Origin of the sequence: Kosakonia sp. AG348 (genome assembly GCF_003337365.1) — a bacterium.
Classification (GTDB): domain Bacteria; phylum Pseudomonadota; class Gammaproteobacteria; order Enterobacterales; family Enterobacteriaceae; genus Kosakonia.
Map to the genome: position 1 here is coordinate 69,642 of NZ_QPJR01000009.1, position 21,678 is coordinate 91,319.

19 protein-coding genes are annotated in these 21,678 nt (G+C 56.1%); 11 read left to right on the plus strand and 8 right to left on the minus strand.

The genetic code is table 11. The annotated features are described in order from the left end of the window. Positions 1-4 precede the first annotated feature (4 nt). A complete protein-coding gene (locus DFO56_RS19455) occupies positions 5-556 on the plus strand; it encodes a sigma-70 family RNA polymerase sigma factor (protein ID WP_045510848.1) in 552 nt (183 codons plus the stop codon). Further along, entirely contained in the window at positions 543-1,178 is a 636-nt protein-coding gene (locus DFO56_RS19460; protein WP_045510850.1) for a DUF1109 domain-containing protein, read from the plus strand. The genes DFO56_RS19455 and DFO56_RS19460 overlap by 14 nt, the downstream gene beginning before the upstream one ends. A gap of 40 nt (positions 1,179-1,218) precedes the next feature. Here DFO56_RS19460 and DFO56_RS19465 read toward each other — a convergent pair whose 3' ends face one another. From DFO56_RS19465 to DFO56_RS19480, 4 genes are all read right to left on the minus strand, one after another. After that, positions 1,219-2,292, minus strand: coding sequence for an ABC transporter ATP-binding protein (locus DFO56_RS19465; protein ID WP_020454877.1), 1,074 nt, complete (start codon positions 2,290-2,292; stop codon positions 1,219-1,221). After that, complete coding sequence (locus DFO56_RS19470) at positions 2,285-4,054, minus strand: iron ABC transporter permease (protein ID WP_020454878.1); 1,770 nt, start codon at positions 4,052-4,054, stop codon at positions 2,285-2,287. Before DFO56_RS19470 ends, DFO56_RS19465 begins: the two co-directional genes overlap by 8 nt. An 88-nt stretch (positions 4,055-4,142) precedes the next feature. Further along, entirely contained in the window at positions 4,143-5,231 is a 1,089-nt protein-coding gene (locus DFO56_RS19475; RefSeq protein WP_045510852.1) for an ABC transporter substrate-binding protein, read from the minus strand. A 303-nt stretch (positions 5,232-5,534) separates the two neighbouring features. Continuing rightward, positions 5,535-5,894: a DUF3592 domain-containing protein gene (locus DFO56_RS19480; RefSeq protein ID WP_233500417.1), complete on the minus strand. Its 360-nt coding sequence runs from the start codon at positions 5,892-5,894 to the stop codon at positions 5,535-5,537. Between the two features lie 213 nt (positions 5,895-6,107). Between DFO56_RS19480 and phnC the strand changes: the two genes are divergently transcribed. The 4 genes from phnC to phnE (DFO56_RS19500) all read left to right on the plus strand — a co-directional run bounded on the left by phnC (position 6,108) and on the right by phnE (DFO56_RS19500) (position 9,760). Beyond that, positions 6,108-6,950 carry a phosphonate ABC transporter ATP-binding protein gene (gene phnC, locus DFO56_RS19485; RefSeq protein WP_045511132.1) on the plus strand — a complete coding sequence of 281 codons (843 nt, stop codon included), beginning with the start codon at positions 6,108-6,110 and terminating at the stop codon, positions 6,948-6,950. Positions 6,951-6,985: 35 nt separating this feature from the next. Next, entirely contained in the window at positions 6,986-7,927 is a 942-nt protein-coding gene (phnD, locus tag DFO56_RS19490; protein ID WP_020454882.1) for a phosphonate ABC transporter substrate-binding protein, read from the plus strand. A gap of 82 nt (positions 7,928-8,009) precedes the next feature. Continuing rightward, a complete protein-coding gene (gene phnE / locus DFO56_RS19495) occupies positions 8,010-8,882 on the plus strand; it encodes a phosphonate ABC transporter, permease protein PhnE (RefSeq protein WP_020454883.1) in 873 nt (290 codons plus the stop codon). Next, positions 8,879-9,760: a phosphonate ABC transporter, permease protein PhnE gene (gene phnE, locus DFO56_RS19500; RefSeq protein ID WP_045510857.1), complete on the plus strand. Its 882-nt coding sequence runs from the start codon at positions 8,879-8,881 to the stop codon at positions 9,758-9,760. The genes phnE (DFO56_RS19495) and phnE (DFO56_RS19500) overlap by 4 nt, the downstream gene beginning before the upstream one ends. 51 nt (positions 9,761-9,811) lie before the next feature. On the opposite strand, the gene hdeA is transcribed toward phnE (DFO56_RS19500), so the two are convergent. Genes hdeA through DFO56_RS19515 form a run of 3 tightly spaced genes read right to left on the minus strand, consistent with a single transcriptional unit; the run spans position 9,812 to position 13,115 of the window. Then, positions 9,812-10,126, minus strand: a complete 315-nt coding sequence (gene hdeA, locus DFO56_RS19505; protein WP_020454885.1) for an acid-activated periplasmic chaperone HdeA — start codon at positions 10,124-10,126, stop codon at positions 9,812-9,814. Positions 10,127-10,167: 41 nt separating this feature from the next. Continuing rightward, positions 10,168-11,694: a glutamate:gamma-aminobutyrate antiporter gene (gene gadC / locus DFO56_RS19510; RefSeq protein WP_045510859.1), complete on the minus strand. Its 1,527-nt coding sequence runs from the start codon at positions 11,692-11,694 to the stop codon at positions 10,168-10,170. Positions 11,695-11,729: 35 nt separating this feature from the next. Further along, positions 11,730-13,115 carry a glutamate decarboxylase gene (locus tag DFO56_RS19515; RefSeq protein WP_045510861.1) on the minus strand — a complete coding sequence of 462 codons (1,386 nt, stop codon included), beginning with the start codon at positions 13,113-13,115 and terminating at the stop codon, positions 11,730-11,732. A gap of 443 nt (positions 13,116-13,558) precedes the next feature. On the opposite strand from DFO56_RS19515, the gene DFO56_RS19520 reads away from it, so the two are divergent. The 5 genes from DFO56_RS19520 to DFO56_RS19540 all read left to right on the plus strand — a co-directional run bounded on the left by DFO56_RS19520 (position 13,559) and on the right by DFO56_RS19540 (position 20,056). Beyond that, the gene (locus DFO56_RS19520; protein WP_045510868.1) at positions 13,559-14,485 is read left to right on the plus strand and encodes an aminoimidazole riboside kinase; all 927 of its coding nucleotides are present in this window, start codon (positions 13,559-13,561) and stop codon (positions 14,483-14,485) included. Positions 14,486-14,648: 163 nt separating this feature from the next. Next, a complete protein-coding gene (locus DFO56_RS19525; protein ID WP_045510872.1) occupies positions 14,649-16,166 on the plus strand; it encodes a carbohydrate porin in 1,518 nt (505 codons plus the stop codon). Between the two features lie 67 nt (positions 16,167-16,233). Beyond that, entirely contained in the window at positions 16,234-17,604 is a 1,371-nt protein-coding gene (locus DFO56_RS19530) for a sucrose-specific PTS transporter subunit IIBC (RefSeq protein ID WP_020454890.1), read from the plus strand. Further along, the gene (locus DFO56_RS19535) at positions 17,604-19,013 is read left to right on the plus strand and encodes a sucrose-6-phosphate hydrolase (protein WP_045510875.1); all 1,410 of its coding nucleotides are present in this window, start codon (positions 17,604-17,606) and stop codon (positions 19,011-19,013) included. Before DFO56_RS19530 ends, DFO56_RS19535 begins: the two co-directional genes overlap by 1 nt. 29 nt (positions 19,014-19,042) lie before the next feature. Next, positions 19,043-20,056, plus strand: a complete 1,014-nt coding sequence (locus tag DFO56_RS19540; protein WP_020454892.1) for a substrate-binding domain-containing protein — start codon at positions 19,043-19,045, stop codon at positions 20,054-20,056. A gap of 223 nt (positions 20,057-20,279) precedes the next feature. Here DFO56_RS19540 and DFO56_RS19545 read toward each other — a convergent pair whose 3' ends face one another. Beyond that, the gene (locus DFO56_RS19545) at positions 20,280-21,551 is read right to left on the minus strand and encodes a lipase family protein (RefSeq protein WP_045510884.1); all 1,272 of its coding nucleotides are present in this window, start codon (positions 21,549-21,551) and stop codon (positions 20,280-20,282) included. Between the last annotated feature and the right edge of the window lie 127 nt (positions 21,552-21,678).

Here is a 21,678-nt window from a genome sequence, read left to right on the forward strand (position 1 = left end):
GGATATGGAAAAAAATGAGGCAGCGCGCGACGAATGGCCGCAGTTGATGGCGCTGGCGCAGTCCGGCGACAGTCAGGCCTATACGCGGCTGCTCAAAGCGCTGGTGCCGGTTATCCGCTCGCTTGCGCGCAAACATATCGCCGACGAGGAGCTGGTGGAAGATGTGATTCAGGATGTGCTGCTCACCGTACACCGGGTACGGCACACCTACGATCCGGGCGCACCTTTTCTGCCATGGCTGATGGCGATAGCCAACGCCCGCGCGGTGGATGCCCTGCGCAAACGCGGTCGCCACCAGCAGCGCGAAATCGCCAGCGAGACGGATATTCCCCTGCTTGCCACCAGCATGGAACCGCCATCACACGACGAGCTGGCAATGCTGCTGAATCAGCTTCCTGCGCGCCAGCGGGAGGTGGTTGAACATGTTCACCTGCGCGAAATGACGCTGGCAGAAACCGCGACACAGCAAAATTTGACGGTCGCCGCCGTGAAATCCCTGCTGCATCGCGCCCTGAGCAACCTTCGTCGGTTAGGAGCACACCATGGCCGATCATGAACTGTTAATTGAACAACTAGGGCGTTCCATCGCCCCGGTAAAACGCCCCTTCCAGCCGGGCTGGCGGGCGCTAAGCTGGGTGGCGCTCGCGCTGCCCTGCGGGGTTATAGCGGGTTTCGTGCTCAACCGCACGCTAACCGACTGGTCGCAGCCTGGTGCGTGGTGGGCGCTGATGCAGTTGCTGCTGACGTTTATCGCCGGGACGCTGGCGGTGCGTAACGCGTTTTTGTTGAGCATTGCCGGACGCAACGCGCTGGGCTGGAAATGGTTTACACCGCTGGCGGCACTGTGGCTTGCCGGTACATTCAGCAATCTGCATCTGCACCGCGTGTTGCCGGTAAGTACGGCGGTCGAAGGGCCAAACTGTTATCTGTTTATGGTGACGGTCAGCACGCCGATGGTATTGATAGTGATTGCTTACCTGCGCCGCACGCGCACGCTTTTCCCGGCGCGCAGCCTGGCGGCCGCAGGCGCGGGCGTCGCCTGCATGGCGCTGACGTTGCTTGCCCTTTGCCACCCGACGCACATCAGCCTGGCGGATTTGATGCTGCATATCGCCGCCTTTAGCACCATTGTGCTGGCGACGATAGCGCTGGGTTACAAATGGGTGTCACTGCCGTAATGCGCAGCACGTACTGAACAGTCAGTACGTGCTTACATACTTAGCTTTTTTGCGGGAAGATCCACAGCTGTTCAGCGGGCAGCACCACGCGGTAGTTTTGCTGGTTGCGCTGCTGGGTGCCGTAAACACGGATCGCGAAATCATCGCCGGAGGTGCGGAACAGATACTCCCAGCGATCGCCCAGATACATGCTGGTGAGCATGGGCAAATCCAGCGAGTTATCCTGCGGCGAGTCCGCCAGCCGCAGGCTTTCGACGCGGATCACCGCCGTGCAATCCTGGCCCGCGCGTACACCCGGCCCGGCAACGCCCCACAGCGCCCAGTTTGCCCCTTCAATCCTCGCCCTGCCGTTACTGACTTCGCTCACCTTGCCGTGCAGCCGGTTGTTGCTGCCCATAAACTCGGCGGTAAACAGCGTCGACGGCGTGGCGTACATCTCCTGCGGCGTACCTTGCTGCTCAATCACCCCATTGTTGAGGAGCAAAATGCGGTCGGAAATCGCCATCGCTTCATTCTGATCGTGCGTCACCATCAGCGCCGATAGCCCCAGTTTGACAATCAGTTCGCGCAGGAAAACCCTCGCCTCTTCACGCAGCTTGGCATCGAGGTTGGAAAGCGGTTCATCGAGCAAAATCACCGGCGGGTTGTAGACCAGCGCCCGGCCAATCGCCACACGCTGCTGCTGGCCGCCGGAAAGCTGGTGCGGATGGCGCTTGCCAAGCGTACCCAGCCCAAGCTGATCCAGCACGGTTTGCACGCGGGTGTTGATTTCCGCCGTACTCACTTTGCGCAGCTTGAGCGGGTAAGCGACATTCTCGAACACCGTTTTATGCGGCCACAATGCGTAGGACTGGAACACCAGGCCAAGATTGCGTTCCTCTGCCGGAACTTCACTGCGCGGCGTACCGTCGTACACCACGTTATTACCAATGGTGATCCGCCCGTGGGTTGGTTTTTCCAGCCCGGCGACAGCGCGCAGCAGCGTGGTTTTGCCGCTGCCGGAAGGGCCAAGCAGCGACACCACTTCGCCACGTTTCAGCTCCATTGAGACGCCTTTAAGCACCGCGTTATCACCGTAGGTCAGATGCAGGTTTTCTACCGCCAGCTCAATCATGTAATTTCACTCCAAAGCGCAGGGCCACACCAAGACCAATGACCACCAGCAGAATATTGATAAACGACAGCGCGGCGACAATATCAATCGCCCCTGCCGCCCACAGCGACACCAGCATCGAGCCGATGGTTTCCGTCCCCGGCGAGAGCAGATAAACCCCGGTTGAGTATTCGCGCTCAAAAATCAGGAACATCAGCAGCCAGGAGCCAATCAGGCCATAACGCGACAGCGGCACCGTCACATGGCGCGTTACTTGCCCACTTGTCGCCCCCGTGCTGCGCGCCGCCTCTTCCAGTTCCGGCCCGACCTGCAACAGCGTGGAGGAGATAAGCCGCAGGCCGTAAGCCATCCACACCACGGTGTAGGCCAGCCAGACGCTAAAGATGGTGTTACGCAGCGAGCGCAGCCAGACAATCAGGTTTTCGCGCAGCCACTCGGCCACCGGCAACCCGGAAAGCCAGCCGTTTTTCAGCGACTGATCGAGCCACATCGGTAAAAACAGGAACACCCACAAAAATGCCAGACCGGCCAGCAGCCCAGGTACGGCGCGGGGAACCAGCACGCTGTAATCAAGAAACCGCGTCACGTTATCCTGCTTGCGGTGCATGGCAATGCCGACAAACAGATAACAGATCACCGCCAGCGCGCCACCAAAAATGCCAATCGCCATCGAGTTGACAATGGCGCGCAGCAGGTTGGGTTGCTGCCAGATATTGCGGAAGGTATCGAGCGACACTTCATCCCACAGGGAAACGCCAACCCCCCAGTTGGAGATAAACGCCCGCAGCACGACGCCAATCAACGGCACGCCGATGGTGACCGTCAACCAGGCTACCACCACCGCACCGGCGACCCAGCGCCATTTACCCAGCGGCAGCGCCCGCGCCTGCGAGGCTTTGCCTTTCATGGTGACAAAACGGTTGGCGGTGCGCATCAGGCGGCGTTGCAGCATCACCAGCGGAATAGTGATACAAATCAGCACCACCGCCACCGCTGCCATCAGGTGGTAAGAGGGCGTGCCCAGTTTATTGGTCAGTTTATACAGGTAGGTCGCCAGCACCATGTTGCCTTCAGGGTCACCCAGCACCAGCATCAGGCCGAACACCTCCAGCCCAAGGAAGAACAGCAGAACGCAGGCGTACAAAATTGACGGGCGCACCATCGGCAGGCTGACAGAAGTCATCACCTGCAACGGCGAAGCGCCAACCGTTCGTGCGGCTTCTTCCACGTCAGAACCGACGCTGCGCAGCGCCGAGGAGATATAGAGATAAGCGTGCGGGACGTGCGTTAGTCCGGCAATCACCACGATGCTGAACATCGAATAGATGTTCCATGGCACAAAGCCGATTAACTCCTGCGCCCAGCGCGAGAAAAAGCCCACCGGCCCGGCGGCCACCACGTAGCCAAAGCCGAGCACCATCGGCGAGACAAAAATAGGCACGAGGATCAGCGGCTCAATAAAACGGCGGCCCGGTAAATCGGTGCGCACCATCAAAAACGCCAGAATGCCGCCCAGTGGAATAGCGATAAACACCAGGCCAAAAGCGAGGATAAAGCCGGACTTCAGCGCCAGATAAAAATCCGGATCGGTAAAGATAAACTCGAAGGCTTCGAGACTCAGTTCCTTGGAGCGGACAAAAAAGGGCGCCGAGAGAAAACTCTGCACCACAATAAATAACAGCGGGATATAGATAACCAGCGCGGTAATTAACACAATGACGCCGCGCGGCAACCCCTGCCATTTTCTGCGCACACTATTCATACATCTTCCCTTTGGTCAGGAACCTCACGCCAACCCGCTGGCTGAGAAAAGGGTTGTGCGCAAAACCGGCGCACAACCGGTCAGGGCGTTATTTAGCGGCAGCAGCGCGCCATTGTTTAATAAATTCCAGACGTTTTTTCGGCTCCAGATACTCCAGCAGCGACTCATCCACCGCAATCGGCTTCAGTGCGTCGCCCAGCTGTTTGGTCATGCCGTCGATGTCGTTTTTGCCTTCAATATCGTTACGCAGCGAGGGGATATCCGCCTGGTTAGCGAGAATGCTCTGGCCTTTTTCCGACAGCACATAGTCAAACCACAGTTTCGCGGCGTTGCTGTGCTCTGCTTCAGCGCTGATAAACGACACGCGCGACAGCACCAGCACGTAATCTTTCGGGTAGGAGATGCCCAGCGAATTATCCCCCTTCGCGCGCGCTTCGGCGTAGGAGCCCAGAATGTTGTAGCCAATCAGATTTTCGCCGGAAGAGACGCGCTCCATCATCGTGCCGGTGGAGGATTGCACGGTTAAACCGCCCTTCGCCACATCCGCCAGGTGGGTGAAATAGTCTTTGTCGTGCTTGCTGTCTTCAACCGCGAGCATAAAACCAAGCCCCGATTTTTCGATATCGTAGGTGGTGACTTTATTTTTGAATTTGTCGGTCTGACTGGCGATAAGTTTGCCAAGCGCGGTGTGCGAATCCGGTACGTCACCCGCCGGGATCAGGCGTTTGTTATAGATAAAGACCACTGGCTCGTAGGTGGTGCCGTAGGCTTTTTTCTCCCAGACCGCCCACTTGGGCAGTTTATCCAGCTCGGGCGACGCGTATTCAGCCGCATAGTCGGTGGCCAGCTTCAGCGCGGTATCCATTGAGGAGCTCCAGACCACATCGCCACTGCCGCCACCGGAAGCCTGTTCGCTAAGATAACGGTTGTACAGTTCGGTACTGTTCATATCGTTATATTCCACTTTTATGCCCGGATACTGCGCCTCGAATCCCTTGATCAGCGGGCCTGCGGCTTTGGTATCGGTGGTGGAATAAATAACAACTTTGCCTTCTTTGGTTCCGGCGTCTACGATTTTCTGGTAATCCGCCGGGTACCCCTGAGGCACGGCAGCCAGCGTAGCGCCGGAAAACAGCGCCGCCAGCGCCACGGCCAGAACAGTGAATTTCTTATCCATGAACAAACCCCTTTGGTATCATTTTTTTAAACACAAATTTAACATATAGCGTGCATTTCACCCGCTGCAACGCAGTGGCTTGTTTTTTCCAGGTTTTGTGACGCTGGCGGGATTTAATTACTGAGGTTGCAGGTTTGCGCACATAGATGCGTTAAAGCATTACAGATCAGCCAGATAGATCTGTTCCTGTTTTCATCACGGAATGAAAACGATTTATTAGAAAGACGAAGTGAGGACGAAAGAGAATTAACGCAGGCGATATCTTTTTTATTTATAACGCTTACACGATCGATAACCGGGATATTAGTCACCTAAAATCAGCGGACGATCATACAGCACAATATGCTGTGGATTTTGCGGATCGTACTTCACGGTCGTGCCGTTGCCCTCGGCGAACCGCACAATTTCACGGCTATCCAGGAACTGAAACACGCTCGCCTGCACCAGTTGCCCCTCGCGGGTTCTGAAGCGCAACACCAGTTCACAATAGACAGAGCGCCTGTCCATCCAGTTGGTGCGTTTAAGGGCAATAATATCGGCATTCGCACCGATACCGTGTTTCATCACATGGGCTTCGATAAAGAGCTGGCGGACCCAGCGCAGCGCGTAATAAAGCAGAAACGCCGCCAGGGCGACAATGAAGATAAAAACGAAATAAGACATTGTAAACGCCATTTATTTTCTCCGTCGCTGTGTGTCCCACTGCCTGACGTAGCACCTGTGGTGCGGCGGGCAGGATAACGAAATCGACGCACGCTCGCACGCCCTTTCCAAAGGCAAACTTCCGTGTTCATTATTTGTTCGCTTTTTCGTCATAAAACGATCATCACCCGTGCTCTTAATGGTCGCCAGTTTAATGAAAAAACCGGAAGACTTATGAACAGCGCGTTGGCAGAAATCTCTGAAGACCACTATTCGTCTCTGCATCAATTAAACACGGTGCCGAAGCAAAAGGTGCTGAGCGTGAAGAACTTACGTAAAGCCTATAACGCGCACCAGACCGTGCTGCACGACATCAGTTTTGATCTGCACAGCGGTGAGATGGTCGGCGTGATTGGACGCTCCGGGGCAGGGAAATCCACGTTGCTGCATGTACTAAACGGCACGCACAGCGCCACCTCTGGCGAAATTTTAAGTTTCCCGGAAGTGGGTACGCCGCGCGATGTCACCCATCTGAAAGGTCGTGCGCTTAATCAGTGGCGCAGCCAGTGCGGCATGATTTTCCAGGACTTCTGCCTGGTGCCGCGCCTCGACGTGCTGACCAATGTGCTACTCGGCAGGCTGAGCCAGACGTCGACGCTGAAATCTCTGTTTAAAGTCTTTACCGATGAAGACCGCGCCAGAGCAATCGCTTTGCTGGAGTGGCTGAACATGCTGCCGCATGCCTTACAGCGGGCAGAAACGCTTTCCGGCGGTCAGATGCAGCGTGTCGCCATTTGCCGCGCGTTGATCCAAAACCCCTCTCTTTTACTGGCGGACGAACCTGTCGCTTCGCTGGATCCGAAAAATACCCAGCGCATCATGGGCGTGTTACACGAAGTGAGCGAACAAGGCATCAGCGTGATGGTGAACCTGCACTCCGTGGAGCTGGTGAAAGAGTATTGCACCCGCGTTATCGGCGTTTCCCAGGGACGGATCATTTTTGACGATCATCCCTCCCGGTTAACGCAGGACGTGCTGCAGGTGCTGTACGGCGATGAAATCAGTCAATTGCATTAATTATTCCTTCCAATGAGACGACACAGGCAATGACAATGAAAAAGCATATTTCTGGCGCATTACGTTTATCGGCATTGATGACAGGTCTTCTGCTGGCATGGCAGGCGGCTGCCGCGGAGCAGCCGAAAGAATTAAATCTGGGGATTTTGGGCGGCCAGAACGCAACCCAACAAATTGGTGATAACCAGTGTGTGAAAGAGTTTCTGGATAAAGAGCTCAGCGTGGATACCAAGCTGCGCAACTCGTCTGATTATTCGGGCGTGATTCAGGGTCTGTTGGGCGGAAAAGTCGATGTGGTGCTGAGCATGTCCCCCTCCTCTTACGCATCTGTGTATATCAATAACCCGAAAGCCGTGGATATCGTCGGGATCGCGGTGGATGACAAAGATCAATCGCGCGGTTACCACTCGGTGGTGATCGTGAAAGCCGACAGCCCGTACAAAAAACTGGAAGATCTGAAAGGTAAAGCGTTTGGCTTCGCCGATCCGGATTCCACTTCCGGTTACCTGATCCCGAACTACGCCTTCAAACAGAAGTTTGGCGGTAACGCGGACAATAAATACAACAACTACTTCTCCAGCGTCACCTTCTCCGGTGGTCACGAGCAGGACATCCTCGGCGTGCTGAACGGCCAGTTCGCGGGCGCTGTCACCTGGACTTCGATGGTCGGCGATTACAACTCAGGCTACAGCGTCGGGGCGTTTAACCGTCTGATCCGCATGGATCACCCGAACCTGATGAAAGAGATCCGCATCATCTGGGAATCGCCGCTGATCCCGAACGGCCCGATTCTGGTGAGCAACAGCCTGCCGGCGGATTTCAAAGCCAAAGTGATTACCGCGGTTAAAAAACTGGATACCGATAACCACGCCTGCTTCGTGAAAGCGATGGGCGGTACGCAGCATATCGGCCCAGGCAGCGTGGATGACTTTAAACAGATTATCGAGATGAAACGCGAACTGGTTACCGCACGCTAATCCTTCGCCGCATCGATTCTTCGGCCCCTGCGTAAAAACCAGGGGCTTTTATTCGATGGTCATACAGGATCTCCCGCTACGCATGAATATGTCGAATACGCAGTTTGAGCACTACTATCAGCAAGTCCGAATGCGCCAGAAGCGCGACACTGTCGCCTGGTCGCTGGTGCTGCTGGCGCTCTATTTCGCCGCCGGTAACGCGGCAGAATTCAATCTCGCCACCATCTGGCACTCGCTGCCGAACTTTATGGATTACATGCTGGAAACGGTGCCGACGCTGCACTGGCCGGTGCTGTTTGCCGACAGCCACACCAAAGGCTCGCTGGCGTACTGGGGCTACCGTTTGCCGATCCAGCTCCCGCTGATTTGGGAAACCCTGCAACTGGCGCTGGCCGCAACGCTGGTTTCATTCGCCATTGCCGCCGTGCTAGCTTTTCTGGCGGCGGGCAACACCTGGTCTCCGCCGCCGGTACGTTTTGCCGTGCGTACGCTGGTCGCATTTTTGCGTACCATGCCGGAACTGGCGTGGGCGGTGATCTTCGTGATGGCGTTTGGCATCGGGGCGATCCCCGGATTTCTGGCACTGGCGCTGCACACCGTTGGCAGCCTGACCAAGCTGTTTTATGAAGCAGTCGAGAGCACGCATGACAGACCGGTGCGCGGGCTGGCCTCCTGCGGCGCGACACGTTTACAACGCATTCGCTTCGCGCTGTGGCCGCAGGTGAAACCGATTTTTCTCTCTTATGGCTTTATGCGTCTCGAAATTAACTTTCGCTCCTCGACCATTCTTGGGCTGGTCGGTGCAGGCGGCATCGGCCAGGAGCTGATGACCAACATCAAACTCGACCGTTACGATCAGGTCAGCATCACACTGTTGCTGATTATTATCGTCGTTTTCGTGCTCGATACGCTTTCTGGCCGCTTGCGCCAGTGGGTGCTGGAGGGGAAAAAATGACCAACTGGCAAGCCGTACCGAATGTGGAATTGAGCCGCAAATTAAACCAAAAACTGTTCCAGGCGCAGGGGCGTTATCTGCGCCGCCTCGGGCTTATCGCCCTTGCCGTGCTGCTCTATTACGTGTGGTTCTTTATGCAGTTCGGCATTCCTGTTGAACAGGCGCTGACCGGCATGCAGCAAATCGGCCGTTATATTTTGCGCATGTTCGTCTGGCATGATTTCCTCAACTGGCCGTTTGGTTACTACTTCACGCAGATTGGCATTACGCTGGCGATTGTCTTTGCCGGCACAACGACCGCTACACTATTCGCGCTGTTGTTGTCGTTTTTTGCCGCGCGCAACATCATGAAAGGCGGCATTGCGGGCGTTATCGCTTTTTTCGTGCGCCGCCTGTTCGATATGTTGCGCGGCATTGATATGGCGATCTGGGGGCTGATTTTTGTGCGCGCCGTCGGGCTTGGTCCGCTTGCCGGGGTGCTGGCGATCATCATGCAGGACACCGGCTTGCTCGGCCGGCTGTACGCCGAAAGCCACGAAGCGGTGGATCGCTCGCCAGGGCGCGGCTTAACCGCCGTGGGCGCGGGCGGTTTGCAGAAACACCGCTTCAGCACTTTTACCCAATCCTTCCCGACATTTCTGGCGCTGAGCCTGTATCAAATTGAGTCCAACACCCGCTCGGCAGCGGTGCTCGGTTTTGTTGGCGCGGGCGGGATTGGTTTGATTTACGCCGAGAATATGCGGCTGTGGAACTGGGATGTGGTGATGTTTATCACCGTGATTCTGGTGGCGGTAGTGATGCTGATGGATAGCGCGTCGGCCTGGCTGCGCCGACGCTATATTACCGGCAAGACAGTGCCGCTGTTTAAACCCGAGTAAGTTGCCGGGGCCTCAATGCCCCGGCAGGTTAGCCATAATAAATTTTCGCGTTCACATATCCTTTTTTAGTTTGTCCCACTCGCCCTCCACTTTGCTTTTGAACGTGGCTTGTTTGTCCTGTTTGCAGGCTTCAATCACGGCGGGCGTCACCGTTTCAATCCCCTGAACATCCACCACCGCTTCTTCAGGTTTGTCCTTGTTATTTAACGCTTCAGCAATGCCGATGGCAGTTGGCTGGAAAGAGGCTTTCAGCGCGAGGAAATCCTCACATGTCCAGCTATTCACGGGCTTACCTTTATCTGCTGCCTGTGTCGCAGCGGAAACCAGCAGCAAGCTGCCAACGATGATGCTAACGGTTGTTTTCATTCACTTCTCCTTATTAATGACTCATATCATTGAAAAAACTGCTATTCCTTAGGGGCTAAATGATGCGATGAACGCGCGCGTGGATGGATAAAGAAATGTCCTTTCGGCGCATTATCAGCGGTGATGGCAACCAGGGTCACAGTGCCTTGTTTACCGCGCTTGTCATGCAGCGCGTAGACCAGAAAGGGGAGGATCAGCACAATCACAAAACAGATAACCAGCAGCGTGATGTACTTCTCGTCGGCGCTTTCGCCGCCAATCGAGGCCGGTGGATAAAAAGAGACGATAAAGGCCAGTAGCGAAACCAAAAAGCCCAGCCCTGCCACCGCGAGCCGGAATCCTTTTACGCCGGGAATATGAAAGGTGCGCTTGAGCTGTGGCTGTTTGCGAATTAACTGCATATAGCCCAGGAACAATAAAAAATAGCTACACAGATAAATCACCACCGTCAGCGTCAGGGCAATCAAAAAGGACATATTGCTCCCGCCCCCCGAATTGGTGAGCACCACCAGCGCAACGGATGTCATCAACAGTTGGCTCACCACCAGCGTCACCGGCACACCGTTTTTATTAACCCGGGCGAATGGCGCAGGCAGTATGCCTCGCTGCGCAGTGACATACATGCCGCGAGACGGGCCAACAATCCATGAGGCGATCTCTGCCAGCACGCCCAGTACCAGCAGCGCCGTGATGACTTTTACGGCCCAGGCGAGTCCGGCACCGTAATGGGTGATTAACACGCTGAAAGTTTGAACGACCCCGGCAGAAAGGTTGATCTCGTTATGTGGGATCACGGCCGCGACAGACAAGCCGCCAATCGAACTGAGGCAAATCGCGGCGATCATCAGCAGTATCATTGCCAGTGGATAGTCACGGCCTGGGTTGTTCATTTCGTTAACATGCGTAGCCGACGCCTCAACTCCCATATAACTCAGAATGAACGCCACAAAGACCACCAGCGTGCCAAGCCGGGTGAAATCCGGGACAAACGTCGACATATCAAAAGTGATGGCCAGCGGCGCGCCGCTGAGAAGGTACGCGATGGCCAGCACTACGAGGATAGCGGCAGGCAGCAGGATACCGCCGAAGAAGCCCAGTTTGGCGATTTGCGCGGTATATTTCGTGCCGCCAAATTGGGTAAACGCCAGCGCCCAAAGAATGATTAACGCGGCGATTGTTTTCGTCAGCGGGTCACTGTTCAGCGCTGGCCAGTCAAGGATATAAGCCAGCGCGCCCAGTACGAAGTAGAGCATCGGGATAAAACCGATCGCGATTTGCAGATAACCAAACGAAATTGCCGCAAACCCCCAGCGTTCTCCCAGCGTTTTTGATACCCAGGTGAAGATCCCGCCCTCTTCCCAGCCCTCAACCGTGGCCATTTCAGCCGCACACAGGCCAACCGGGATAAACCATAAAATACCGCCCAGTAATAAGAAAAAAACCAGGCTGAAACCTGATGTCGCAAACGTCGGGTATTCATACACCGCCATCACCATGGATGCGGTGATAGCAAAAAAACCAATCATGGATAATGTCTTAGCCGGAACGCTTTTGTTCACCGCATCCATGGCACTCCTCCTTTCATAACGAGACTTTCCGGGCCTCAGGCGTGATTAAAACCACTGGCTTCCTCAGCACTGAGCGGGTTTATGACCGGATGGCGGGAAAAGTAGTCAAGCGCGCGCTTAATATCGTCCACCAGCAAGCTGGCGAGATCATGGCTTACACCGTGGCGCACCAGCACCCTCTGGATAACCAAATCTTCGCGATGGGCTGGCATTGAATAGGCGGGCACCTGCCAGCCGCGGCTGCGCAGGCGATCTGCAAGGTCATAAAGGGTGTATTCGCCAATGGCGCGCTCGGTGCGCAGCGTCCACGCCAGCGCGGGAATGCCTTGCTGGCTGTCGCCATCGAACAAGATTTTGAACGGCCCAAGTTTGTCGATTTCCCGCGCCAGATACTGCGCTGTCTGGTAACAGGCGTGATGAATTTTCGTGTAGCCTTCCCGCCCCAGACGCAGGAAATTGTAATACTGGGCAATGACCTGCCCGCCAGGCCGTGAAAAGTTGAGGGCGAACGTCGGCATGTTGCCGCCGAGGTAGTTAACATTAAAAATCAGTTCTTCCGGCAAATCGGCGGCCTCGCGCCATACGACCCAACCGGCACCCAGCGGTGCAAGACCGAATTTGTGGCCAGAGGCATTAATTGATTTCACCCGCGGCAGGCGAAAATCCCACGCAATATCCGGTGCGCAAAACGGCGCCAGAAACCCGCCGCTGGCACCGTCAACATGGATGGGAATATCAAGACCGGTTTCCTGTTGCAGCTTATCCAGCGCATCATGCACCGCTTTTACCGGCTCATACTGGCACGAGAAGGTGACGCCCATCGTCGGGACAACGCCAATGGTGTTCTCATCAACCCGCTTGATCACCTCTTCGGCGTTCATCACTAACCGCTGGCCTTGCAGGGGAATTTCGCGCAGCTCAACATCAAAATAGCGGGCAAACTTGTGCCAGCAGATTTGCACAGGCCCGCAGATCAGGTTCGGTTTGTCGGTAGGTTTGCCTGCAGCGGCCTGTTTTTTTCGCCAGCGCCATTTCAGCGCCAGCCCGCCGAGCATTGCCGCTTCAGAGGAACCAATCGTCGAGCAACCGAGCGTGTTTTGCGCCTCCGGCGAGTGCCATAAATCGGCCAGCATATGTACGCAGCGAGACTCAATTTCAGCCGTTTGCGGATATTCGTCTTTATCGATCATGTTCTTGTCGATGGACAAATCCATCAATGTCCGAATTTCATCATCGACCCATGTCTGGCAAAACGTTGCCAGGTTTTGTCGTGAGTTACCGTCAAGCATCAATTCGTCGCGTACTGCGGCAAAGACATTGCGCGGGTCCCGTTCTTTAGCGGGGAACTGGTGTTTTTCCAGGGACGAAGATAATTCCAGGGAGGCATAAATATCATCTATGCCAGGGTATTGCTCATCCATGTGCTCTCTCCTTATGGGTGCAATCGGTAATTCGTTATGCCTGAGAAAGCTATAAACCCTGATTTTTATTTTTTCAAACGAATGGAATTTCCTTATCCAGTAATTAAATGAATGGAAATGGCAAGTCATTAGACTGAATTTTAAAGAAAAAAACCATTAACAGGTGAAATGTATATTTATTAATAAGAGCAGCTAACCTGCTGATATAAATAACCGCCCTCATTATCTTAATTTATATTTCATGAGAAGAATTCAGATCTTATATGGCCGGGAATTGTTATTTTCCGCCTGACTATATTCTTCTTTCTCTGATATATCTTTTACGTTGCGCATAAAATCCACCGCACAGCAGGGGTTAAAAAATCACAGGTCTTGCAAAACGTCATTGATTTGCTAAACCGTTTTAGTTAATTTTTAGCAATACATTTTGTCAGGAGAAAAGCATGTCAGCCAGAGTCTGGTGTCTGGGCGATGCCGTCGTGGATTTACTGCCGGAAGCACCGGGGCATTTAATGCAGTGTCCCGGCGGCGCACCGGCGAATGTTGCGGTCGGCGTTGCGCGGTTACAGGGAAATAGCGGGTTTATTGGCCGCGTCGGTGACGATCCATTTGGTCGTTTTATGCAACAAACGCTGTCAGCAGAACAGGTCGACACGGCGTTTATGCGCGCTGACCCGTCGCAGCGCACCTCCACGGTGGTGGTGGCGCTGGACGATGACGGTGAACGTTCGTTTACCTTTATGGTACGCCCGAGCGCCGACCTGTTTCTTGCCGAAAGCGACCTGCCGGAATTCCAGTGCGGCGAATGGCTACACTGCTGCTCGATTGCGCTGGCAGCAGAACCATCGCGATCCACCACCTTCTCTGCCATGCAGCGGGTGCGCAGCGCGGGCGGCTTTGTCAGCTTCGATCCCAATATCCGCCAGGATCTCTGGTCGGACGCCACGCAGCTTCGCCAGTGCCTGAGCCAGGCGTTAACGCTGGCCGATGTGGTGAAACTGTCTGAAGAGGAGCTGGCGTTTTTTTCCGGTTCCACACAGCTTGAGGCCAGCATGCAAGCCATGGCAAGCCGTTATGCCATTAGCTTATTACTGGTGACACAAGGAAAAGCGGGCGTCACCGCCTGGCACAGCGGCAAGATTTTCCACTACCCCACTTTACCGGTGGTGAGCATCGATACCACCGGTGCGGGCGACGCCTTTGTCGCCGGGCTGTTGTGGGGGCTCGCGGAGCACGGTCTGCCGGACTGCGAAGCGCAGTTGTCCGCGAGGCTTGCCAGCGCGCAGATCTGCGGCGCGCTGGCGACTACCGCCAAAGGTGCGATGACCGCCCTGCCGTATCACCACCAGCTTCTGGAACAATGCCGCTGATTTAGCGGGCCTGCGGCTTCGTTTTGCGAGCCGTCTCACAATCACTAAACCGGTTTAGCAAATTTCATTGCGTGGAGAAAATGGCCTTGATTATGATTCGAGGCCTAAACCGGTTTAGCAAAATAACTCTGTGATGATGGCTCTTCCTTAGGGATGCAAAAAGATGAAAAAAAGCACGCTCGCCGTAACCCTTGGTTTGATATTAAGCGCCGGGGCCGCTCACGCCGCCGACCCCAGCATGAGCAGCATTGAAGCGCGTCTCGCCGCACTGGAACAGCGCCTGCAAGCCGCAGAACAACGCGCTAACGCCGCCGAAAACCGTGCGCAGGCCGCCGAAAAACAGGCCCAGCAACTGGCTGCCGCCCAGCAAAAAAACCAGACCACCACCGCCCCGGTTGAGCAGCGTATCGCCAAACTGGAACAAAAAGCCGCTGAAGAAGGCGGGTTTGAGTTCCACGGCTACGCCCGCTCCGGCTTGCTGATGAACAACTCGGCCGCCAAAACGCAGGGTGGCCCAACGGTGACACCTGCCGGAGAAACCGGCGGCCACGTTGGTCGTCTGGGGAATGAGCCGGACACCTATGTTGAGATGAACCTCGAGCATAAACAGACGCTGGCGAACGGTGCGACCACGCGCTTTAAAGTGATGCTCGCCGACGGGCAGAAAACCTATAACGACTGGACGGCGTCCTCAAGCGATCTCAACCTGCGCCAGGCATTTACCGAAATCGGCCATCTGCCAAGCTTCAGCGGCGCGTTTAAAGATTCCACCGTCTGGGCCGGTAAACGCTTTGACCGCGACAACTTCGACATTCACTGGATCGACTCCGATGTGGTGTTCCTCGCCGGGACCGGCGCGGGCGTCTACGACATGAAATGGGGCGACAACGCGCGCAGCAACGTCTCGATTTACGGGCGCACTTTCGGTGATATCGAAAACAGCAAAAACACCGCGCAGAACTACATTCTCTCGCTGAATAACTTCTACGGTCCGGTGCAGTTGATGGTGAGCGGGATGCGCGCCAAAGACAACGATGATCGCCTCGATCTCGACGGCAACAAAGTGAAGAGCGATGCGGCGAACACCGGCGTACATGCCCTGCTCGGCCTGCATAACGACAGCTTCTACGGCCTGCGCGAAGGGTCAGCGAAAACCGCGCTGCTGTATGGTCACGGCCTGGGTGCGGAAGTGAAGTCGATCGGTTCAGACGGCGCGCTGCTGCCGGAAGCCAACACCTGGCGTCTTGCCAGCTACGGTATTACGCCGCTCGGCGGCGGCTGGCATATTGCCCCGGCACTGCTGGCGCAGACCAGCAAAGATCGCTATGTCAAAGGCGACAGCTATCAATGGGCAACCGCCAACGTGCGCCTGATTCAGGGCTTTACCGAAAACTTCGAAATGCAGTATGAAGGCAGCTATCAGTACATGGATCTGCGCCCGGAAGGCTACAACAGCCGCAACGCGGTCAGCGGCAACTTCTACAAACTCACCGTCGCCCCAACGCTGAAAGCCAGCGATGTGGGTGAATTCCTTAAACGCCCGGAAATCCGCCTGTTCGCCACCTGGATGGACTGGGATCATCGTCTGGATAAATATGCGAGCTCCGATGCCTTTGGCAGCGACGGCTTCAAGGCCGGCGGTGAATGGAACTTCGGCGTACAAATGGAAACCTGGTTCTGATGAAACGGCTCCTTCGGGAGCCCTTTTTGCCGGTTAGTCCCACAAAAACGATAAAACAGAGGTTTTTATGGATTTTGCACAAATTTCCCGGTCGCTACTGCCGCTGCTGGGAGGCAAGGACAATATTGCCAGCGCCGCGCACTGCGCGACACGCCTGCGCCTGGTGCTGGTGGAAGACGCTAAAGCAGACACTGCCGCGATTGGCAAAGTCGACGGCGTAAAGGGGTGCTTTCGTAACGCTGGTCAGTTGCAGATTATCTTTGGCACAGGCGTAGTGAACAAAGTCTACGCCGCGTTTATTGCCGAAGCCGGGATCAGCGAAACCAGTAAATCGGAAGCGGCAGACATTGCCGCGCGTAAACTGAACCCGTTCCAGCGTATCGCCCGTTTGCTCTCCAACATTTTCGTGCCGATTATTCCGGCGATTGTCGCCTCCGGCCTGCTGATGGGCTTGCTGGGGATGGTGAAAACCTACGGCTGGGTCAGCGCCGACAACGCGCTCTATATCATGCTCGACATGTTCAGCTCGGCGGCGTTTATCATTCTGCCGATCCTGATTGGCTTTACTGCCGCGCGCGAATTTGGCGGTAACCCGTACCTTGGCGCAACGCTCGGCGGCATTCTGACTCACCCAGCGCTGACCAACGCCTGGGGCGTGGCGGCTGGCTTCCACACCATGAATTTCTTCGGCATCGAAGTGGCGATGATCGGCTACCAGGGGACTGTCTTCCCGGTGCTGCTGGCGGTGTGGTTTATGAGCCTGCTGGAAAAACAGCTGCGCCGGGTGATCCCGGATGCGCTGGATCTGATCCTCACGCCGTTCCTGACGGTGATTATCTCCGGCTTTGTCGCGATGTTGATTATCGGCCCGGCGGGTCGCGCGCTCGGCGACGGCATCTCGTTTGTGCTCAGCACCCTTATCACCCATGCCGGATGGCTGGCCGGTTTGCTGTTCGGCGGCTTGTATTCGGTGATAGTGATCACCGGTGTGCACCACAGCTTCCATGCCATTGAAGCCGGGCTGTTGGGGAATCCATCGATTGGCGTTAACTTCCTGCTGCCGATTTGGGCGATGGCAAACGTGGCGCAGGGCGGCGCGTGCCTGGCGGTATGGTTTAAAACCAAAGACGCGAAGATTAAAGCGATTACCCTGCCCTCGGCGTTCTCTGCCCTGCTCGGCATTACCGAGGCGGCAATTTTCGGTATCAACCTGCGCTTTGTAAAACCGTTTATCGCCGCACTGATTGGCGGCGCGGTTGGCGGCGCGTGGGTGGTGTCGGTGCATGTCTATATGACGGCGGTTGGCCTGACCGGCCTACCAGGGATGGCGATTGTGCAGGCCAGCTCGCTGCTGAATTATATTATCGGCATGGCTATCGCCTTTAGCGTCGCCTTTGTTATCTCTTACCTGCTGAAATACAAAACGGACTCTGAATAATGGCTTCACAACCGCTGCTACCCGCCATTTTACAGGCGGTGATGAAAGGTCTACCGAAGGCGCTGAATGACAGCCACTACCCCGGCTGGCACCTGGCGCCGGCCACCGGGCTGCTCAACGATCCAAACGGGTTTATCCACTTTGCCGGGCGCTACCACCTGTTCTACCAGTGGAATGCGCTGGGCTGCCAGCACCAGCACAAGTGCTGGGGGCACTGGAGTTCAGAGGACTTAGTGCGCTGGCAGCATGAACCTGTCGCGTTGATGCCTGATGAAGAGTATGACCGCAGCGGTTGTTATTCCGGCAGCGCTGTTGATAACAATGGCGTCCTGACGCTTTGTTATACCGGCAATGTGAAATTTGATGATGGCACGCGCACCGCGTGGCAATGCCTGGCGGTGCAAAACAGCGCGGGCGGCTTCGACAAGCTCGGCCCGGCCATCCCCCTGCCGCACGGCTACACCGGCCACGTTCGCGACCCGAAAGTGTGGCGCCACGGCGACTATTGGTACATGGTACTGGGCGCGCAGGACCTGCAATTGCAGGGCAAAGTTTTACTCCTGCGTTCCGAAAACCTGTGGAACTGGCAAAACCTTGGCGAAATCGCCGGTAGCGGGCTGGGTGGACTGGGTGACGCGGGCTATATGTGGGAGTGCCCGGACATGTTCACCCTTAACGGCAGTACGTTTTTAATCTGCTGTCCGCAGGGGATCGCGCGGGAAGAGAAGCGTTATCTCAACACTTACCCAAGCGCTTATTTAAGCGGTCAGCTCGACTACGCCAGTGCAAGCTACCAGCACGGCGACTTTCACGAACTGGACGCCGGGTTTGAGTTTTATGCTCCGCAAACCACGCTCAGCGCCGACGGGCGCCGCCTGCTGGTAGGCTGGATGGGCGTGCCGGACGGCGAAGAGATGCGTCAGCCGACCGTTGCCAACGGTTGGATCCACCAGATGACCTGCCTGCGAGAGCTGTCCTCGCGCAACGGAAAACTCTATCAGCAACCGGTCAGGGAGTTGCAGGCACTGCGTGGTGATCAGCAACATTATCGCGGCACAGCGCACAAGATGCCCGCGCTGGATGCGCAGCGCCTGGAACTGGTGCTGGAAAGTGCGGGCGGCATAACGCTGGATTTCGCCGATACGCTGCGCCTCGAATGGCAGCACGATGAACTGCGTCTTTCACGTCGCAGTCTGGAGAACGGCGTGTGGCAGCACCGTTACTGGAACGGATGTGCGCATAAGTTGCAGATCTTTTGCGACCACTCCAGCGTCGAAATCTTTATCAACGATGGCGAAGGGGTGATGAGCAGCCGCTACTTCCCGGCCCATCCGGCGCAAATAACCCTGACGGGAGACGCAGAAGTGCAGGCCAGCTACTGGTCGTTACGTGCTTGCATGGTAGAATAAGTGCTTGTTTCCTTAACCGATGCACAACCGTGAGAAAAACAAAACGCGTTACCATCAGTGATATCGCCGCGCTGGCGGGGGTCTCAAAAGCCACCGCCAGCCTGGTGCTTAACGGCCGTGGTAAAGAGCTGCGCGTGGCGCAGGAGACGCGCGATCGCGTGCAGGCTATCGCCCAGCAGCATCATTACCAGCCCAGCATTCACGCCCGCCTGCTGCGTGAAAACCGCAGCCACACGCTGGGGCTGGTGGTGCCGGAAATCACCAACTACGGTTTCGCTGTTTTTTCTCACGAGCTGGAAAATCTCTGCCGCGAAGCCGGTTTGCAGCTACTTATCTCCTGTACCGATGAAAACGCCAGCCAGGAAACGGTGGTGGTCAATAACCTGGTTGCGCGCCAGGTCGACGGGCTGATTGTCGCCTCCAGCATGCAAAACGACGCCGACTATGTGAAGCTCAGCGAGCAGTTGCCGGTGGTGCTGTTTGACCGCCATATCAATGACACACAGTTGCCGTTGGTGATCACCGATTCGCTGACGCCGACCGCCGAACTGGTCGAACGGCTGGCGCGCGCCAACCCGGATGAAGTCTACTTTCTTGGCGGGCAACCGCGCCTGTCGCCCACCAAAGACCGCCTTGCCGGATTTATGCAAGGGCTGGAGCGCGCCGGTGTGACTCCGCGCCCGGAGTGGATTATTCACGGTAATTATCATCCGAGCAGCGGTTACGAAATGTTCTCCGCCCTGTGCGCGAAACTGGGCCGCCCGCCAAAAGCGCTGTTCACCGCCGCCTGCGGCCTGCTGGAAGGGGTGCTGCGTTATATGAGCCAGCACCATATGCTGGAGAGCGATATTCATATCGCCAGCTTCGACGATCACTATTTATATGATTCGCTGACGCTACCGATTGATACGGTGGAGCAGAATGTCCCGCGACTCGCGCAGGACTGCTTTGATATCATCACCCAGATGATAGAAGGCAATGAACCGGCTTCACCGCAGCGGGTGCTGCCTGCAACGCTGCGCTTTCGCCACTCCACGTCATAAGAATATATTCCGCCTGCCCCCCTCTCCTGTTTGCTCTGTTTTTAAGCATGCAGCCCTGCTGGCGGCTTAACACAAACAGGCGAGGAGCATGAGCACATCACTCTTCAGCAAAACCCCGTCGGTGTCGGTTATCGACAACCGGTGCCTGACACCGATTTCTCCCTTTTACTTGCTGTCTTTCAGGCGGAGAGTGTATTGCTGCATTTCTGGTCTGCCCGGTACGCTACCGGTTAAACGGCACGCCCTCTAATGGCTGCTGCAATTTCCCCGGGGCCTGTAACGAACCACAACTGTTGGACTGCGGGGCGTTTTCCATCACGCCGCGTACAAATTTCAGTTCGTCATCGAAAGCGACGTTAACCACACCGTTATGCGTAATGCCGGGGTAGGTCTTCCACTCCACCGCATTGCCACCCGCGCAGAGCGCAGCGATAGCGGCGTACTGGTGATGCGGTGACAACGTATGATCGGCAAGCCCGGTTGCGGTAAACAGCGGCGCAGGAAAGGTTTTCACCGGCATATCCGTTACCGCAAGCAAGGTTGACTCCACCTGTTTTGTGCCACCGATAAACACCGTGTCACCAGTCAGTTTTTCGTGGCGCTCATAGCGCCCCAGTTCCGGCATACAGGATGTTCTGGCGAGCGCCAGCATCTTCGCGCCTTGATCTGTCACCCATTTTTCCGCTGGCGGTGCGCCGTCCGGCAGCGAACCGCCAATGATGCGCAGCAGCGTAAAACGGGCAGGATCGCGCTGCCCTGGCCGCGTAGATCCCGCTTTGATCGGGCCATCCGGAAAAGTGGCGACCACACCGGTAGCAATGGTCGCGCGAAGCTGGAGTTCCGGCGCGTAATCCGCCGCGAGCAGGCTGGCGCCAAGCGATGCGCCGGAGCCTTGCGACTGACCGCTGATCACCAGGTTATTTGCCAGTTGCGGCGTGCTGCTGAGCACAGCGCGCACGCTGTCCAGCACCGAACGCCCTTCTGCTTCCCAGTTCATATATGGGTGCGGGCCTGGCCCACCTAGCCCCTGGTAATCGGTGGCGACGACGGCAAAACCGTGCTTCAGCCACTGATTGATATAGTGCGCATCCCGCGGGGTTGGGTTAGTCCAGGAAGGCGCACAGCTATCGGCAACGCCCAGCGTGCCGTGCGCCCAGGCGACAAGCGGCCAGCCGCCTTTTGGCGCGTGCCCTTTCGGCAACCACAGCGTACCGCTGACCGGCACGATGCCAGCATTCCAGCGTTTATCCTGCGAGGTATAAAGAATGCGCGCGATCTCGCTGGCATCAGTAATGTCAGGCTGACCGGGAATCGGCTCTTCACGCAGCATCACGCCGGGTTTATCGGGTAACGCGCCATCCCAGATATAAAACGGCGAAAGCGTTTGATCACCTGCCGCAGGCCCAACCGGCAGCGCGTTGCTCCAGGCGTTCGCGCCGTTGACCCACATGGTAAGGGCGCAAATCGCACAGTTGAGATAGCGGCAAACTTTCACGTTTTTCTCCATAGATAGCGGGATGTTAGCCGTCAGTAAACGGAGTCGGCGGCCAGAATTCAAACCGAAAGTGTGAGTAATTTATTCATACAGGTTGCTTTCTCCACGCCACTTATTTTAGAGTTAT

Excerpts from the sequence above, each read along its gene's own strand:
- phnE (WP_020454883.1), top strand. The coding sequence starts at position 8,010 with ATGAATATGTCGAATACGCAGTTTGAGCACTACTATCAGCAAGTCCGA.
- DFO56_RS19520 (WP_045510868.1), top strand. The coding sequence starts at position 13,559 with ATGTCAGCCAGAGTCTGGTGTCTGGGCGATGCCGTCGTGGATTTACTG.
- gadC (WP_045510859.1), bottom strand. The coding sequence starts at position 11,694 with ATGGATGCGGTGAACAAAAGCGTTCCGGCTAAGACATTATCCATGATT.
- DFO56_RS19460 (WP_045510850.1), top strand. The coding sequence starts at position 543 with ATGGCCGATCATGAACTGTTAATTGAACAACTAGGGCGTTCCATCGCC.
- DFO56_RS19530 (WP_020454890.1), top strand. The coding sequence starts at position 16,234 with ATGGATTTTGCACAAATTTCCCGGTCGCTACTGCCGCTGCTGGGAGGC.
- DFO56_RS19465 (WP_020454877.1), bottom strand. The coding sequence starts at position 2,292 with ATGATTGAGCTGGCGGTAGAAAACCTGCATCTGACCTACGGTGATAAC.
- DFO56_RS19525 (WP_045510872.1), top strand. The coding sequence starts at position 14,649 with ATGAAAAAAAGCACGCTCGCCGTAACCCTTGGTTTGATATTAAGCGCC.
- DFO56_RS19475 (WP_045510852.1), bottom strand. The coding sequence starts at position 5,231 with ATGGATAAGAAATTCACTGTTCTGGCCGTGGCGCTGGCGGCGCTGTTT.
- hdeA (WP_020454885.1), bottom strand. The coding sequence starts at position 10,126 with ATGAAAACAACCGTTAGCATCATCGTTGGCAGCTTGCTGCTGGTTTCC.
- DFO56_RS19535 (WP_045510875.1), top strand. The coding sequence starts at position 17,604 with ATGGCTTCACAACCGCTGCTACCCGCCATTTTACAGGCGGTGATGAAA.
- phnE (WP_045510857.1), top strand. The coding sequence starts at position 8,879 with ATGACCAACTGGCAAGCCGTACCGAATGTGGAATTGAGCCGCAAATTA.
- DFO56_RS19480 (WP_233500417.1), bottom strand. The coding sequence starts at position 5,894 with ATGTCTTATTTCGTTTTTATCTTCATTGTCGCCCTGGCGGCGTTTCTG.
- DFO56_RS19515 (WP_045510861.1), bottom strand. The coding sequence starts at position 13,115 with ATGGATGAGCAATACCCTGGCATAGATGATATTTATGCCTCCCTGGAA.
- DFO56_RS19455 (WP_045510848.1), top strand. The coding sequence starts at position 5 with ATGGAAAAAAATGAGGCAGCGCGCGACGAATGGCCGCAGTTGATGGCG.
- phnC (WP_045511132.1), top strand. The coding sequence starts at position 6,108 with ATGAACAGCGCGTTGGCAGAAATCTCTGAAGACCACTATTCGTCTCTG.
- phnD (WP_020454882.1), top strand. The coding sequence starts at position 6,986 with ATGAAAAAGCATATTTCTGGCGCATTACGTTTATCGGCATTGATGACA.
- DFO56_RS19470 (WP_020454878.1), bottom strand. The coding sequence starts at position 4,054 with ATGAATAGTGTGCGCAGAAAATGGCAGGGGTTGCCGCGCGGCGTCATT.